This window comes from Psychroserpens luteus (assembly GCF_015319355.1).
GTDB lineage: Bacteria > Bacteroidota > Bacteroidia > Flavobacteriales > Flavobacteriaceae > Psychroserpens > Psychroserpens luteus.
Genome location: NZ_JADILU010000001.1, coordinates 420,764 through 437,873, shown reverse-complemented (window position 1 = coordinate 437,873; position 17,110 = coordinate 420,764). Strand labels below are relative to the sequence as shown.

At 32.1% G+C, this 17,110-nt stretch carries 12 protein-coding genes; 1 reads left to right on the top strand and 11 read right to left on the bottom strand.

Annotation, left to right across the window (positions count from 1 at the left end; translation table 11 throughout):
* Positions 1–106: 106 nt before the first annotated feature.
* The 11 genes from IM744_RS01935 to panC form a co-directional block, all read right to left on the bottom strand.
* Positions 107–490 carry a TraR/DksA family transcriptional regulator gene (locus IM744_RS01935; RefSeq protein ID WP_194506394.1) on the bottom strand — a complete coding sequence of 128 codons (384 nt, stop codon included), beginning with the start codon at positions 488–490 and terminating at the stop codon, positions 107–109.
* Positions 491–493: 3 nt separating this feature from the next.
* Entirely contained in the window at positions 494–3,898 is a 3,405-nt protein-coding gene (ileS, locus tag IM744_RS01930) for an isoleucine--tRNA ligase (RefSeq protein ID WP_194506393.1), read from the bottom strand.
* A gap of 391 nt (positions 3,899–4,289) precedes the next feature.
* Positions 4,290–4,841: a hypothetical protein gene (locus tag IM744_RS01925; protein WP_194506392.1), complete on the bottom strand. Its 552-nt coding sequence runs from the start codon at positions 4,839–4,841 to the stop codon at positions 4,290–4,292.
* An 84-nt stretch (positions 4,842–4,925) separates the two neighbouring features.
* Entirely contained in the window at positions 4,926–5,393 is a 468-nt protein-coding gene (locus IM744_RS01920) for a hypothetical protein (RefSeq protein WP_194506391.1), read from the bottom strand.
* An 86-nt stretch (positions 5,394–5,479) separates the two neighbouring features.
* Positions 5,480–9,334 carry a LamG-like jellyroll fold domain-containing protein gene (locus IM744_RS01915; RefSeq protein ID WP_194506390.1) on the bottom strand — a complete coding sequence of 1,285 codons (3,855 nt, stop codon included), beginning with the start codon at positions 9,332–9,334 and terminating at the stop codon, positions 5,480–5,482.
* 673 nt (positions 9,335–10,007) lie between these two features.
* Positions 10,008–11,366: a DNA repair protein RadA gene (gene radA, locus IM744_RS01910; protein WP_194506389.1), complete on the bottom strand. Its 1,359-nt coding sequence runs from the start codon at positions 11,364–11,366 to the stop codon at positions 10,008–10,010.
* A 196-nt stretch (positions 11,367–11,562) separates the two neighbouring features.
* Positions 11,563–12,744 carry an alpha/beta hydrolase-fold protein gene (locus IM744_RS01905; protein ID WP_194506388.1) on the bottom strand — a complete coding sequence of 394 codons (1,182 nt, stop codon included), beginning with the start codon at positions 12,742–12,744 and terminating at the stop codon, positions 11,563–11,565.
* Positions 12,745–12,835: 91 nt separating this feature from the next.
* Entirely contained in the window at positions 12,836–13,975 is a 1,140-nt protein-coding gene (locus tag IM744_RS01900) for an alpha/beta hydrolase (RefSeq protein WP_194506387.1), read from the bottom strand.
* Between the two features lie 35 nt (positions 13,976–14,010).
* A complete protein-coding gene (locus IM744_RS01895; RefSeq protein WP_194506386.1) occupies positions 14,011–14,964 on the bottom strand; it encodes a lysylphosphatidylglycerol synthase transmembrane domain-containing protein in 954 nt (317 codons plus the stop codon).
* A 4-nt stretch (positions 14,965–14,968) separates the two neighbouring features.
* Entirely contained in the window at positions 14,969–15,319 is a 351-nt protein-coding gene (panD, locus tag IM744_RS01890) for an aspartate 1-decarboxylase (RefSeq protein WP_028870774.1), read from the bottom strand.
* A 13-nt stretch (positions 15,320–15,332) separates the two neighbouring features.
* Positions 15,333–16,184 carry a pantoate--beta-alanine ligase gene (gene panC / locus IM744_RS01885; RefSeq protein WP_194506385.1) on the bottom strand — a complete coding sequence of 284 codons (852 nt, stop codon included), beginning with the start codon at positions 16,182–16,184 and terminating at the stop codon, positions 15,333–15,335.
* Between the two features lie 109 nt (positions 16,185–16,293).
* On the opposite strand from panC, the gene IM744_RS01880 reads away from it, so the two are divergent.
* On the top strand, positions 16,294–17,103 hold the full coding sequence (locus tag IM744_RS01880; protein WP_194506384.1) for a glycogen/starch synthase: 810 nt from the start codon (positions 16,294–16,296) through the stop codon (positions 17,101–17,103).
* Positions 17,104–17,110: the final 7 nt, after the last annotated feature.

Sequence of the window (17,110 nt, the reverse complement as noted above, 5' to 3'; positions counted from 1 at the left end):
AATAAGGTTATTATTTTTTAGTTCTTCCGAAGAAAGTAAACCTAATAAATATAAAACGCCTTACAATGAGTAAGACGTTCTAAAAAATTTTAAATGATATCAACTATTACGCTTGCATATTTTTAGCTTCAATGCTCAATGTTGCATGAGGCACTAATTCTAAACGTTTTTTATTAATGAGTTTACCTGTTACTCTACAAACACCGTAACTTTTATTCTCAATACGAATCAATGCATTTTTAAGATCTCTAATGAATTTCTCTTGTCTAATGGCTAGTTGAGAATTGGACTCTTTGCTCATTACAGCACTTCCTTCATCAAAAGCTTTAAACGTTGGAGAGGTATCATCTGTACCATTGTTACCATCATTCATATAAGCACTTTTTATAAGATCTAAATCGTGCTTTGCTTTTTCTATTTTTTCTAAAATAAGAACTTTGAATTCCTCTAGCTCTTTGTCTGAATATCTTACTGTGTTATCATTTGCCATATCTTATAATTTTTGAATAAATAATTTGGTATTTACGTCATCAAAAGCAATTTCTATACCATTATTTAAAGTTTCTACAATCTCTAATTTATTAGTTAAAGTTTCGGTCTTTATATATTCTAAATTTGACTCAATCGCATTTTCAATATGCGCATCTTTTTGAAATTGAACACTAATTCTATCTGTCAATTCAAATCCAGAATCTTTTCGCAAGTTTTGAATTCTATTTACGAGCTCTCTTGCAATACCTTCTTTCTTTAATTCTTCTGTTAACGTTACATCTAAAGCTACTGTTAATGCTCCAGAACTTGCTACGAGCCAACCTTCAATATCTTTTGATGTAATCTCAACATCCGACTGTTCTAATGTAATACTTTTTCCGTTGATTTCAATATCTAAAACACCGTTTTGCTCGATTTTTTTAATATCATCTGCATTAAAACCGTTAATTGCCTGAGCAACAGCCTTCATATCTTTTCCAAAACGAGGTCCTAATACTTTAAAATTAGGCTTTATCTGCTTCACTAAAATACCACTTGCATCTCCTAAAACCTCAACTGATTTGACATTAACTTCAGATTTAATCAAGTCTGCAACAGCCATAATTTCATCCTTTTGTTCTTTTGAATCAATAGGAATCATGATTTTTTGTAAAGGTTGACGCACTTTTATTTTCTCCTTAGCTCTTAACGATAATACTAATGAAGAAATTGTTTGAGCAGCTTCCATTTTACGTTCTAAACTTTTATCAATATAAGATGAATCACTCTTTGGGAAATCTGCTAAATGCACACTTTCAAAAGCTTCTTTATTTGACACAGCATTTAAATCTAAATACAAACGATCCATAAAGAAAGGTGCAATTGGTGCTCCCAACTTAGCAATCGTCTCCATACAGGTGTAGAGCGTTTGATATGCCGAAATTTTATCAGTTTCATAATCACCTTTCCAAAAACGTCTTCTACTTAAACGCACATACCAGTTACTTAAGTAATCTTGAGTAAATTCTGAAATTGCTCGCGCAGCTTTTGTTGGTTCGTATTCTGCATAATAATCATCTACTTTTTGAATCAATGTATGCAATTCAGACAATACCCAACGGTCAATTTCTGGTCTTTCCTCTAAAGGAATATCTGCTTCACTATATGTGAATTTATCCAAATTGGTATATAGCGTAAAAAATGAATACGTGTTATATAATGTTCCGAAGAACTTACGTTTCACCTCTTCAATTCCCTCAAGATCAAATTTTAAATTATCCCAAGGATTCGCATTCATAATCATGTACCAACGCGTGGCATCTGCACCATAGGTATTCAAAGTTGTAAATGGATCTGTTGCATTACCTAAACGTTTGGACATTTTTTGTCCGTTTTTGTCTAAAACCAATCCGTTAGACACTACATTTTTGTAGGCTACGGAATCAAATACCATTGTTGCAATGGCATGCAATGTATAGAACCAACCACGAGTTTGATCAACACCCTCTGCAATAAAATCGGCAGGAAATGCTTTATGATCGTCAATCAATTCTTTATTTTCAAACGGGTAATGCCATTGTGCATAAGGCATAGAACCAGAATCAAACCACACATCAATCAAATCACTTTCGCGTTGCATTGGCTGACCTTTTGGTGACACCAATACAATTTCATCAACGATGTTTTTATGTAAATCTATTTTTGCATAGTTTTCTTCGGAAAAGTTGCCTACTTCAAAATCGTCAAAAATATCTTTAGCTAAAACTCCAGCAGACACTGCTTTTGCCATTTCAGATTTTAATTCCTCTACAGAACCGATGCAAATTTCTTCTGTTCCATCTTCTGTTCTCCAGATTGGTAACGGAATTCCCCAATAGCGAGATCTTGATAAATTCCAGTCATTTGCGTTTGCTAGCCAATTTCCGAAGCGACCAGTACCAGTAGATTCTGGTTTCCAGTTAATCGTACTATTTAATTCTACCATACGTCCTTTTACATCGGTCACTTTTATGAACCATGAATCTAACGGATAGTATAAAATTGGTTTATCTGTTCTCCAACAATGTGGATAACTGTGCTTATATTTCTCAACCTTAAAGGCCTTATTTTCTTCTTTTAATTTAATCGCTAACTCAACGTCTATAGAACGTTCTGGAGCTTCACCATCGTCATAGTATTCATTCTTTACATACTTACCTCCAAACTCTTTCATCTCTGGTCTAAAACGACCTTGCAAATCTACAAGTGGCACTAAGTTGTCATTCTCATCTTTTACTAATAATGGAGGAACTTCTGGTGTTGCTTGTTTTGCAACGAGTGCATCATCTGCTCCAAATGTTGGTGCTGTGTGTACGATTCCTGTACCATCTTCTGTCGTTACAAAATCTCCAGCTATGACTCTAAAAGCATTTTCTGGGTTATCATTTGGTAATGCATATGGTAATAATTGTTCGTATTTTATACCAACTAGATCTTTTCCTTTGAATTCTTTTACAACAAAATATGGGATTTTTTTATCTCCATCTTTATATTCTAAAAGTGCAGATTTTTCTTCTACTCTTTTAAACTTACCATCAAATTGCTTGTTTACCAATGCTTTTGCCAAAATCACATTCATTGGTTTGAATGTGTATTGATTGTACGTTTCTACTAAAACATAATCAATTTTTGGTCCAACAGTTAATGCTGTGTTACTTGGTAAAGTCCAAGGTGTTGTGGTCCATGCTGTAAAATGAATATCGCCTTCGTTTTGTAAAAAATCTGGCAATGTACTTTCTATCGCTTTAAACTGCGCAACAATAGTAGTATCTGTTACATCTTGATATGCTCCTGGCTGATTAACTTCGTGTGAACTAAGACCTGTTCCTGCTTTTGGAGAATAAGGCTGTATTGTATAGCCTTTGTACATTAACTTTTTAGAATAGATTTCTTTTAACAACCACCAGACACTTTCCATGTATTTTGGCTCGTAGGTTATGTATGGATCATCCATATTTACCCAATAGCCCATTTTTTGTGTGAGGTCGTTCCAAACATCTGTGTAACGCATCACTGCTTTACGACATGCTGCGTTATAATCTTCTACAGAGATTGTTTTACCAATATCTTCTTTAGTGATTCCTAATTCTTTTTCTACACCAAGTTCAATAGGTAAACCATGTGTATCCCAACCAGCTTTACGCTTTACTTGAAAACCTTTCATGGTTTTATACCTTGGAAAAATATCTTTTATAGCACGTGCTAAAACATGATGTACTCCAGGTAATCCATTTGCAGAAGGAGGTCCTTCAAAGAATACATAAGGCTCATTGCCTTCTCTGGTAGAAATACTTTTTTCAAAGATGTTGTTTTCTTCCCAATAGTTAAGAATTTCTTCTGCTACTTTTGGTAAGTCAAGTCCTTTATATTCAGGAAATTTAGCGCTCATAATATCTATATGCTTGTCGAGTCGCGAAATTAAGGAATTTTGGTAAAATTGTCGTAGTGGATTGCCTAAAAAAGAAACTCTAGAAATCCTGTTGATTTTTTAAGGTAAAATAGCTGATGAAAAACACCAACAATGGTAATAATTATTAAAATTCTTTGGGCAAAAAAGGCAATACGAAGGGAATAATGAAATGTGTTTAAAATAATTAGATTTAATTTATAAAATCTAACTCTCCAAACTCACTAGAAAAATATCATTTTTACTGCTATAAGTAAAGCTATTATGGATAAAATTCTTTTTGTGTTTTTCATTTTAGGAGTTACAATTAGTGTTCTATAATTAAGACACAATAATGTCTAAAAAGTCACAATAATATTAATGTTTTTTTTACTTAATCAAGAGCTGCGCAATAGTCATTGTAGTAGTAGACCATTTCTATAATATCTCCTCTTTTGTATTTTCTTTCTTTTAATCGATCTACTATTTGAGGGCAGTTTTCGAAAAATTCTATCGCCTTTTTTCTGAAGTTAAATATTCCAAATAGTCTAATGGCTTCTGTTTCATTTTCTTTTTTTAAAAAGAACTCATAGCTAGTACTCCTATGAGTAGCTGGAATGTTTAAACTTCCTGGAGAATTATTTAATGAAGTATCGGTTTGTGTCCAAGATGAGCTTGCATCAACAAATAGCGATATTTCTCCCAATTCTATTACTTCTAGAAGTTGCATCATTGAATGATTTTTTACATTGACGTACAAAAAATCAATATCATCTAGAGCTCTGTGCAAAGTAACACCTTTAATCATCAATTCTGTCCACACTTCTGGTTTGCTTTCTTCGATAATTTTAAACTTAACAGATGAGTTGAATGTGATTTTACCGTAGCCTCTGATTGAAGTTCCATCGTTAAAGTTAATAGTTGCCTCTTCATATGAATTAAACATGTTTGGTATTGGAATGCTCAAATTTTGAGTAAAAACGAATATTGGCATCAAGAAAAACAAAAAGGACAATCTACATCTCATATCTTACTCTTGTCTATAAAATGAATTTTTAAAGCGCTTTGCTTTTGCTAAAAGTAATTTTACTTCTTCATCACTTGCATTAGATGACGAGACTACTTTCTTATCTCCATTTGTATAGATTTTTTTGTCGCTTTGATTTAGAGTTGACGACACTATATATACCAAATTGTGGTTATGGTAATAATAACGCTCTGTGATCGTAGTATTTGAGATTTCAATATTTTTTATTCTGAATAGTTCTTTACTATCCTTATCAAAAAGCACAGAGTACTCAAATCGTCCAATATCTTCAAATCCTTTCTCGTCGGTAAGAGCACCTTCGGTAAATTCTTCTTTCAGATTTTTATTATTATCTATTTTTGAAACATAAGTTTCTGTTGTATTAATAACAGAATCATCTGATTTTACTTTCTTAGTTCCGCAGGAAAACAAAATCAATGTTAGTATTAGTGTTGCTATTATTTTTTTCATCACACGAAGTTAATAAAACGTTTTGCAAAAAAGAAAGCCTACGCTGTAAAAACAGAATAGGCTTTTTTATTATTTATGATTAAAACTTATTGTACTAAAATCTTTTTTGTTTTAATACCATTTTCGGTTTTAAAATAGGCAACATAAGTTCCTGTAGTTAATTTAGAAAGTTGCAAACCGTTATTTAAATCTTGATAATCTACATCTGTAAATTCTTGAACAGTTTGGCCTAACATATTAATAATTTGCACATGCTTCACATCTTTTTGAAGTCCTTTTACAAATAGTTTATTTGTACTTGTATTAAAATAAATCAAGTTGTATTGATATGCGTCTTCTTCTGTTGATAAAGATTCTCCTGGATGAAAAACAATTTCAAACCTAGTGCTGAATGTTCCACTTTCCGAAGAAAACTCATAAGCCTGATTATTTCTCAAATCAAAAGTTTCTCCAGTAAAATTATCTTTTATATAGATGGCTTGATCATCATCAAAATTCTTAAGGTCTGTTATTTTTATATTATAATTATAAGATCCAGACGTTTTAATTGACAATGGAACAACCTTATCATCTACAATTGCTGCATATGCTTGGATAAGCATTAGTTCATCGTTTAAAATAAGACTCATATCATCATTACCAACACCAGAGTTTTTTGCTTCGTAACCGTAATCAAACTCATCTGTAGTGAAATCGCTAAACACTAATAACAATTCTCGTCTTGCAGCTGGACCGTCAACTGAATTGAACTCTAAGCGTATTTTTTGCATTATTTTTTCTTCGGAAATTGAACCGTCTACAGGTATCTCGCTACTTCTTAAAAATGCCGAACCTAAATCTGAATCCAATCCATCTGCATCTGCTTCTTTGATGAAGACACGTTGACTGTTTTTGAAGATGATGTTTCCGGTATTTACAATTTCGGTAGTGAAACCTTGGCCTACTGGAAGGTATCTCGTAGGTAATTTTGTACCTTCTTCACCTCCACTATTTCCTCCATTTAATCCCACAAATTGAGACGCTCTAACTGAGCCACCAAGGTTTACAGTAGCGTAACCGCCATTGTAGTCATTTAAATTGTGTGAGGTCCCACTCCATTGTTGCCATAATTGAATTGACCCATCAATAACCGCTGAGTTATCAAGAATAAATTTATTAAGATCAACTGCAGAAGGATATGGGTTACCCAATAAATAATCTGTTTTAGAAACCGAAGGTACAGATCCTGAACCTCCTGTATCTATAGCATTCACTAAAATAGTTCCGTTATTTGGTTTCCCTTCAAAGATATATTGTTGTTCAGTACCAGCATTTCCTGTTCCTTTTTGAGTATAACCAACTCCTGGTTGAAGGTTTGTATCATCATCTATTGAAACATAATCGTAATAGGTCACTCCGTTTTGATACATATATGTCCATCGAGTACTTACTTTACCAACTTCATCATGTGCTGTAGTAAACTGAATGTTGTTTCCATCTCCTTTTTTGAGCATACTTAATTTGTAACTCGTATTACTTGCATTGTTAGTATTTGTATTATTATCTACTAATGTCGTTGCATTTGATATTCCTACTGGAGAAGCCCAGTAATTATACCAATAGACGCTTGAGTTACCTTCTTGTCGTCTTAATATTTTTCCTTGAGATGATGTGACTAAATCACTATGAGCACCTTGTATTAATTGTGAGTCGCTTTTTAGATCTAATGTGCCATTAAGTTCAAAATACCATGTGTTTTCTACTTTATGGTCACCAATGATTGTCAATTTTTTATTAGTATCAATGAATAAGCCTAAGTTGGTATGAGAGTTTGAAGAGGTTACTTCGTTTTTGATTTGAACGATACTCCAATCTTTGTTTGTTGCTGCATTTTCAATATCCCAAACATTACCGTGTAACCATGTGTTTTGAATGCTCCAATCTCCATCATTATTAGTTTGAAAAGGCATTGGCGCAGTTTCTGATTGTACTGCTGAAATATTGGTGATTTTAAGTGTTCTTGAATATTGCGAGTAATCGTTTAAATCATTTCCTTTGATTTCAGACATGGGGTAATATGCCAAAAGATTTGCCCATAAGACATTGTTTGAATTAGAAAAATCTATAATGTTTTTATCGATTATTGTTCCTCTAACATTTCCGGAAAAATTAGAAATCTCTTGAAAAACCATTTGCTGGATTTGATTAGCAGAAAGTGATTTATTAAAAACTCTTACCTCGTCTAACTCACCATAAAAATATTCTTTATTGATTAAGTTACTTGAACGTCGCCCAATTTCAAAAGCACCATTACTAGACGAAGTTACTTCAATATTAGCACTGGCTGGCCCAGAATTAGAACCTACAAGCTCACCATCGACATATAGCTCGTTGACACCTGTTGTAGCGGAAAACACTCCAGTAACATGATGCCATTCATTAGTATTTATAGCAGAACTTACAACCAAACTTGATGTATTCCCAGCAGTTGTTGTCAAGAAACCTATCTTATTTCCATTCTCAACGAATAACCTACAACCTAAATCCTCTCCAGCTATGGTCATAGTGCCAGAAGCTGTATTATCTATTTTTACCCAAGCCATAATAGTGACTTGATCTAAACCATCAATAAAACTATTAACTCTCAAATAATCTTTGATGCCATCAAATTCTAATGCTGCTGTTGTAGTTGGATTTACATCAAACAAATCACGATAATCTACATCTCCTCCACTTAATAAATCTCCGTCTGCATCTGGTAAGCTTGAAGGATCATTAAAATCTTCATTAACATCAAAACTAGCATCATTTATACCATTAGTTTCGAAATTATCATCTAGACCATCATTATCTGAATCATTTCCTGAAAGAGTGTTTCCCATTCCGTTTTCTAAAATATCTGGTGTACCATCATTATCTGAATCTGCATCGAGATAATCTGGAACGCCATCACCATCTGTATCTACAGGTGTTAGAAATGGACCGTAATTAATTGGACTTCCACTACCATTAACACCTCCTGAAGGTTGAATGTACCCATTAGTTGTTTGTGCTTCTACATTATCTGGAATACCGTCGTTATCACTATCTATGTCTAAATAATTTGCGATACCATCACCATCTGAATCTGCAAATACAATTTGAGGATTAACAAAGTTTGTTACACATGAAAATTCTATACTATAATTCCTTATGGTATTAGGTAGATTAATAGTTGCTAGAGTAGCACTTGTTAATATCCCAAGACGCACAGTATAACTAGACAAGTTAAGGTATCTTGAAGCAATATTTACAGTAGGATTAGCATTAGAAGTTCCTGAATAATTAGTACTTCCGGATGTTGCAACTAAAAAATTCGCTTCCTCTGTTATAGTAACATCTGTTGGGCTATCAATAACATAACTTATAGGTGTTTGTACTTTATCTTTTTCCGACATGTCGGTATTTCCATCTATATCATTGAGATTGATAAAAACTTCAGGTACAACTGCAGGTGTTATAGATCCTGATAATACAAACTGTAGATTAAATTCTACATAGGCTTCCTGACCAGCAGGAACACCAATAAACTCAACACCTGGCTTGAAATAAGTCGAATTACTTGAGTTATCATCTAAAGTTGTTACTGTTGCACCCACAAAATCCACCAGTGTAACCAAAACATCAAGACCTGTACCTACATTTGCAATTCTAAACACTTCGCCTTCTAATAATGTTGAAACATTCCCATCTCCTGATTCTTCTGTAGCAATGGCATTAAAATCAAAATTGACTTCTCCACCACATTCTGGACCGTTTGCAATTGAACTACCTTGCTCTACTGTATCTGGAATTCCATCATTATCACTATCTAAATCTATATCATTTGAATAAGTATCATTATCTGTATCCTGAGAATAAGAAAATTGAGGAACAGAAAAGAGTATTAGAAAAAATACTATATGTAGCAATTTTTGCATCATAGTGTAATGGTTAATTTTAGAGACCAATTTCTTAGTCAAGTAGATTTTTTTAGAGGGACATCTATTTAATATAAAACAAATTACGCGTTGTAATTGATCTCATATTTAATACAATATTACGCATTAGTTATAGGTTTAAAAATTAGATGAAGTGTATATTAGATGAAACGTTTGGGAAATCAGTTGAAGTGCTATTTGCTTATAAGTAAAAAGCTAAAAAACACGCTAACATACAGTGCCGATTAGCAGTCATTGAATAAAATATTCCACATAAAAAGACCATTTCGTGATTATGAAATGGTCTTTTTATATGAGATTATAATTGATAATGTATTTTTAGATTTTATACTTATGCCTATTTTTATAAACACAATATATGCTCCTGTTGCTCAACATAAAAACTATAATCCAATATCTGAAATTTAGTAGTATTATTATTGAAAAAAATTAAGTTAAACTCACCAGGTTTTCTCATCGAGTAGGTGTGTTTTTGCAATTAAAATCAACTACAGCTTTAAAGACTCAAGTCATAGATTTTATTGAGTTAACAGATACACTTTCAATAGTTACTAATTATTATTTTAGTCTTTAAATCACACCAGTAAAATGTAACGCTATATGGAATACCTGGAAAGTTTGCTTGAACAATCTCAAAAAAAATGTCTTAGTTTAATTAAATTATTAAATCAACGACATCTTCAATTTTTGAAATCAGTTGCACTTTTATAGCGCGCTTTTTTAAAGAAATCTTGTTGTATTTAGATACAAAAATGGTAGAAAAACCTAACTTTTCGGCTTCTAAAATGCGTTGTTCTACTCGTTGCACTGGACGTACTTCTCCTGATAAGCCAATTTCCGCAGCAAAACAAAAATCCTTTTGTAACGCTACATCTTCATTTGATGATAATATTGCAGCAACGACAGCTAAATCTATAGCTGGATCATCAACTGTAATTCCTCCAGTAATATTTAAAAACACATCTTTAGCTCCTAATCTAAAACCTGCACGTTTCTCTAAAACTGCCAAGAGCATATTGAGACGTTTTGCATTAAAACCTGTTGCGCTTCGCTGTGGAGTTCCATAAACCGCAGTACTAACTAAGGCTTGAACTTCAATCATTAAAGGTCGCATTCCTTCTAAAGTGGCAGCAATGGCATTACCAGATAGATCTTCGTCTTTTTGAGAGATTAATAATTCTGATGGATTTGAAACTTCTCTCAATCCTGATCCTTGCATTTCATAGATGCCTAATTCATTTGTAGATCCGAAACGGTTTTTATTAGCCCTTAAAATTCTAAACACATGGTTACGGTCACCTTCAAACTGTAAAACCGTATCCACCATATGCTCTAATATTTTTGGTCCAGCAATGTTGCCATCTTTTGTGATATGACCAATTAGAATAACAGGTGTTGCAGTTTCTTTCGCAAATTTAATAAGCTCTGTTGTGCATTCTTTTATTTGAGAAATACTACCAGATGACGACTCTATGTAATCACTATGAAGTGTTTGAATAGAATCAATAACCACTATATCTGGCTCTAATGATTCAATTTGTTTGAATATATTTTGAGTTTTAGTTTCGGTAAGAATGTAGCAATTGTTTGAGCTTGGATCAATACGCTCAGCTCTCATTTTTATTTGCTTTTGGCTTTCTTCTCCAGAAACATATAAGGTTTTATATGGTAATTTTAATGAGATTTGAAGCAACAATGTACTTTTTCCAATTCCAGGCTCTCCACCTAAAAGTGTTAAGGACCCAGGAACCAAACCGCCTCCAAGAACGCGATTAAACTCCTCATCCATGGTGTTCAATCTCGCTTCTTGTGAAGCGTCTATCTCATTTATTAAAAGTGGTTTTGAAGCTCTTTTTGAAGAATTAGCGGGTGTTTTCCAATCACTTTTTTCTGGCTTTTGAATGACTTCCTCAGTAATCGTATTCCACTCTTTACAAGCAGTACATTGACCTTGCCATTTAGAATATTGAGTGCCACAGTTTTGGCAGAAAAAAGTTGTTTTAAGTTTAGCCATATTTTTGTCTTCAGAAAAAGTTTTCCGCAGTTAAAATTTCAGCTAAATTAAGATATTTTAATTGATATCCTTAAACAAACTTATTATAGAAAACAATTTAAGAGTAACCAGTTTTGATCTAAAATCTGAAGTGAACAAACCTTTAATTTTCTTAAATAAGTAGACAAAAAGGTAGTCTGTTGAATATATGCTTAGTTTAGTTTTCTTCATCTTCTTCGTCTTCAATTACTGTATCATCTTCCACAACTTTTAATCCCTCAACATGAGACATGATAAATTCTCTGTTAATATGAATCATTTCGTCTAGCTCAAGTGCAGATTCATATAGCTTTACTGCTTTTTTTGTTTTACCTAATTTTTCGGCATGAAGCGCCATGTAATAGGTACCAAAAGAGGAGCTTGGATTTAATTTATTAGCTAATTTCCCAATTCTATATACAGATTCTATGTCTTCTCGTTCATCTGCAATGGTTATTAATTGTTGTAATTCTTCTTCGGAAATAGGCTTAGAAATCCCAAAGAGATCATCAATACGTTTATAACGATCTACAATATAATCATCTAACGTACCTTCATAAGGGAATGCTTTTTCTTTTAATTCCTTGTCGTCAAGAGGCTTGTATAATTCAAAAATTCTATCTAATGCTTTAGATAAAGCACCACTCACCAATGTATAATGAGAATCACCAACGAGTTCATCAAAATAATAAGTTAAATTTTGATTCTCTAATGTTTTTAAATTATCATTTGTTTTTCTAATTCTGTCTCTTATGGGCTTAATATCTTCATCTGCTGTTGCCATATAATAGAAAACATCATTTTCTAACCATTCTAATCGTTTTGCCACGTTTTCACTCATTGATCCTTTAAAATCAGGACTAAGATTTATATATGCCTGAAAGATTGGAGTATCTTGGAATAAAAATGAATTTATAAAATTCCCCATTAAGTCATGACCAACAGCAACCTTAAATTTACTGGTATTGTATTTAGAGTCTATGTAAGGAATTAATTCTTGATCTATAAATTTATAGAAACGGTCGCCAGACTCAAATGGAAGACCTGTTACCTCATCAAAATAACTATCATAAAAACGCTCTTTACCTTGAACAACGCCAACAATTATTGACTCTGGCATTTCATCAAAATAGGTTTGATAACTTACTTGACCCGCTACTGGTTCAAATAAATATTCGGCATCAAAAACTATAATTACGGGATGTTTTAAATCTGATTCTGGATCGTAATTATCTGGTAATTTAATTTTTAACTCTCTTGTAGAGTTTAATTTTCGAGATTCAAATTTCTCATAAGCTACTTGCGCATAAGTTTGCGCACAAAATAGTAATGAGAAGATAAAAATAAGTGTATTTTTCATCTTAAGTAGGTTTTAATTTAGGGACTGTAAATATACCTAAAATAAGTTAAACTACTAATTTATTCGACGAAATGCACAAAATGACTAAATATTAGTCTTTAAGGTCATAGATTTTATCAAGCAACATATCTTTATTAATAAACTCAGATTCTTCTAATAATAAACCAGATTGATACTCTACCAAAGCGCGACGATCATTCCCATTCATTTCTTGATATATTCCTGAGTAATAAGCACTTATCATCGACTCTGGATATTCTTTTTTAGCGAGTTTAGAAAGACTTTTCATCGATTCAATATCATCTTTTTTCTTTGTTGCTGCCAGGATTGCTCTAAGATCGTTTTCAACGACTTTCTTTTCAAACCCATAAAAGAATTCAATATCCTCGTATTTTTTCATCAAATACGCATATGGACCTCCTTCATAAGTAAGGACTTTGTCTTTATATTCTTGCTTATTGATAGGTTTATACAAACCAAAAATTTCATTTATAGCTTTTGGAATTCCTAAACCTACAAGAGAATAGTGATCTGCATCTGTAAAATCATCAAATCTGTAATGTAACTTTGAATTATCAATTGAACTTAATGTTGTATTACAAGCTAAAATAGCATCTCTTAATCCCTTAACATCATTATCTGCTGTAGCTAAGTAGTAAAAAGTATCTTCAGTAGTAATTGAAAGTTTTTCTTGTAAACGATTCACCATTTCTGGTGATAAATCTGGACTAAAAGCAATATAACCTCTAAATAAAGGCTTGTCTTTAAATAACCAATAATTAAGAAAATTAGCACTTTGATCATGCCCAACCACAATTCTAAAATTAGAAGTTAAATAATTTTCATTAATGTATGGTATTAACTCCATACCAATGAACTCAAAAAACTGAGAACCACCTTCATCTGACGGGAAATAATTTGTATCACTGTATGATAAATCTGCACTTCTCTTTTTAGCTTGATTGATACCTATTACTATCGATTTTGGCATATCTCCCCAATATGAATGATAATCTGAATTACCACTCATAGGTTCAAATAAATAATCACCATCTAATACAATTATCAATGGATATAAAACATCACCTTCTGGATCATAGTTTCTTGGTAATTGAATTTTAATTTCTCTTGTTTCACCAAGTTTAGAAGATTCAATTGTCTCATAAGTAACTTGTGAAGTCGCTATTTGAAAGAAGAGACCAAAACATATTAATAATATTGTTTTATTCATGATAGTTAGGTTTATTATATAAGCAAGGTAAAAAATTATTTAATTCTATTATAGATTGGTAAATATATAAACGACAAACTACCAGCAATTATAATCATAATTGTTTGTGACGACCACATAATCCAACCAAATGCAAAACTAGGGTCTTTAGCAATTCCAAATACTGTAAATGCTGCCATAACTGCTACTGGGTAAACAAAAATCCCTCCATTAGTTGTTGCTATTGTAAAACTAGCAGAAATAAAAGCGACCAAAATAGCACCAATAGTTACATTGTTTAAATCTGGAAGCGCAAAAGTTGTAACGTAAAACATCAAAAGATACATTCCCCAAATAAATAATGTATGAGCTATAAATGCCCATTTATGTTTCATTTTAAAAACACTTAACACGCCTTCCATTAATCCTTTTAAAAATAACTTAATTTTTACAGCAAATTTAGATTGACTTTTTTTGATAATAAAAAAACTAATTATCAAAATAACGAGCCCAACAGATCCTAATAAAATAAGTTTTTTTGGTTGAAGTGATTTTTGAAGAAGCTCTATAATGAAATCAAATTCTAAAATCAATGTTATGGCAATAATACCTAGCATGACTATCAAGTCTGCGATTCGTTCGGCAACTATAGTACCAAAACTCTTTTCAAAAGGAACATCTTCATAATTTGTAAGTACAGCAGCTCTTAAAACTTCTCCAGATCTAGGAATTCCATAATTAGCTAAATAAGTAATAAAAACAGCCATAATACTATTAGAAAATCTTATCTGATAACCCATTGGCTCCAAAAGATATTTCCAACGATAAGCTCTAGACAAATGACTTAGTAATCCAAAAAAAACACCTAAAGCAATCCACCAATAATTTGCTGATTTAACAAAAGGGATTATTGTTGATACTGGTAATTTAGAAAATGTATACCACCCAAAAAATAATGCTAAAGCTAGCGGAATTATTAACCTTAGACGTTTTTTAAGCTTTAGATTCAAAGCTTTATTTTAAAAGATTGTTAGCTTCATTTGGAAACACTAAAGAAGGCTTAAACACTTTAGCTTCTTCAATATCCATAAAGGCATAAGTGATTAAAATAAGTGTATCACCAACTGCTACTTTACGAGCAGCTGCACCATTTAAAGTAATTTCTCCACTATTACGTGGACCAGGAATACAATATGTTTCTAAACGTTCTCCATTATCATTATTAACAATTTGAACTTTCTCACCTTGAATGATATTTGCTGCCTCCATTAAATCCTCATCAATAGTGATACTACCAATGTAATTTAGTTCGGCACCTGTAACTTTTACGCGGTGAATTTTAGATTTTACTACTTGAATTTGCATGAGGCAAAGATAATTAATTTAGTGCGATATTATCTATTAGTCTAATATCATCTGCATATACAGCAATAAATGCTCTATATGCTTTTTGATTTGATTTTCGTTTTACTGTTTTAAGGGTTTTTATATCTGCTATAATAAAATATTCTAATTCTAATAATTCATGATTAGCAAATTGTTTAATCACCCACTCTGTTACTTTAGTAGCACTTTTTGTGCCAAATTTTTCTTTGGCAGTTTTTAAGGTTTTAAATATGAAAGGAGCAGCTTCGCGATAATCTGACTTTAATCTCGTATTACGAGAACTCATTGCCAAACCATCTTTAGCCCTATATATTATACAACCAATGACTTTTACAGGAATCATATGCTTCTCAACCAACTTTTTAATAATCATTAGTTGCTGAAAATCTTTTTCTCCAAAATAAGCCCTATCTGGCCTTACAATTTCAAAAAGTCGCTTAACAATTGTACCAACACCATCAAAATGGCCAGATCTAAAACGACCTTCCATTTCATACTCCAAACCATCATAAGAAAACGACGTAGCAATGACATTATCTCCATAAATATCTTCTACTGTTGGAGCATAGACTATAATTTTTTCTTCGGAAATCGTCGTCAATAACTCAACATCGCTATCTAAAGTCCTTGGATATTTCACTAAATCTTCTTGATTATCAAACTGAGTAGGGTTTACAAAAACACTAACAACTACAAAATCATTTTCACTCAGTCCTTTACTTATTAATGATGCATGACCTTGATGCAACGCACCCATAGTTGGTACAAAACCAAGTGTTTTCTTTTTAGACTTCAGTCTCTCGACATAAGCGATTAAGTCTGTTTTATTTTTAAAAATCTTCATACACTAACAAAAGTTTAACAGCGTGCAAACTTAATATTTTACTGACAATCTGCATAAATTTTTGTAATTTTGCATGTTTTTTACCCTTAATTCCAAAAACGAAAGATTTATGAAAGATAAGAGAATATTGTATGTGTCATCTGAGGTTGTACCATATTTGCCAGAAACAGAGATTTCTTCAATGTCATTTGAAGCTCCAAAAATGGTAAACAAACAAGGTGGTCAAATACGAATATTTATGCCTCGTTATGGAAATATAAATGAAAGAAGACACCAACTTCATGAAGTGATACGTTTATCTGGTATTAATTTAGTTATCAATGATCTAGACATGCCATTGATTATTAAAGTAGCTTCTATTCCGAAGGAAAGAATACAAGTATACTTTATAGACAATGAAGAATATTTTAAAAGAAAAGCAACACTAACAGATGAAAATGGAACATTATTTAGTGATAATGACGAACGTGCAATTTTCTTTGCTAAAGGTGTTATAGAAACAGTAAAAAAATTAAATTGGTCTCCAGACATTATTCATGTTAATGGATGGCTAGCTTCTCTATTGCCATTATACTTAAAAGAGTTTTACAAGAATGAACCTTTATTTACTGAAAGTAAAATAGTGACTTCTGTATACAATCAAAGCTTTGATGGTACGTTAGATAAGAATATGATTAATAAGGTGAAATTTGATAATATAGATGAAAGCAAGATCAAAGGTCTAGAAAAACCAACCTACAATAATCTCATGAAAATTGCGATTGATAATTCTGACGCACTTATTAAAGGCTCAAATGATTTACCAAAAGAATTAAGTGAGTACTTAGACGCTTCTGAGAAACCGGTCTTAGACTATTTTCCAATTGAAGATTTTGCAGACCATTATACAGAATTTTACAATACGAGAGTTTTAGAATAGTAAATAA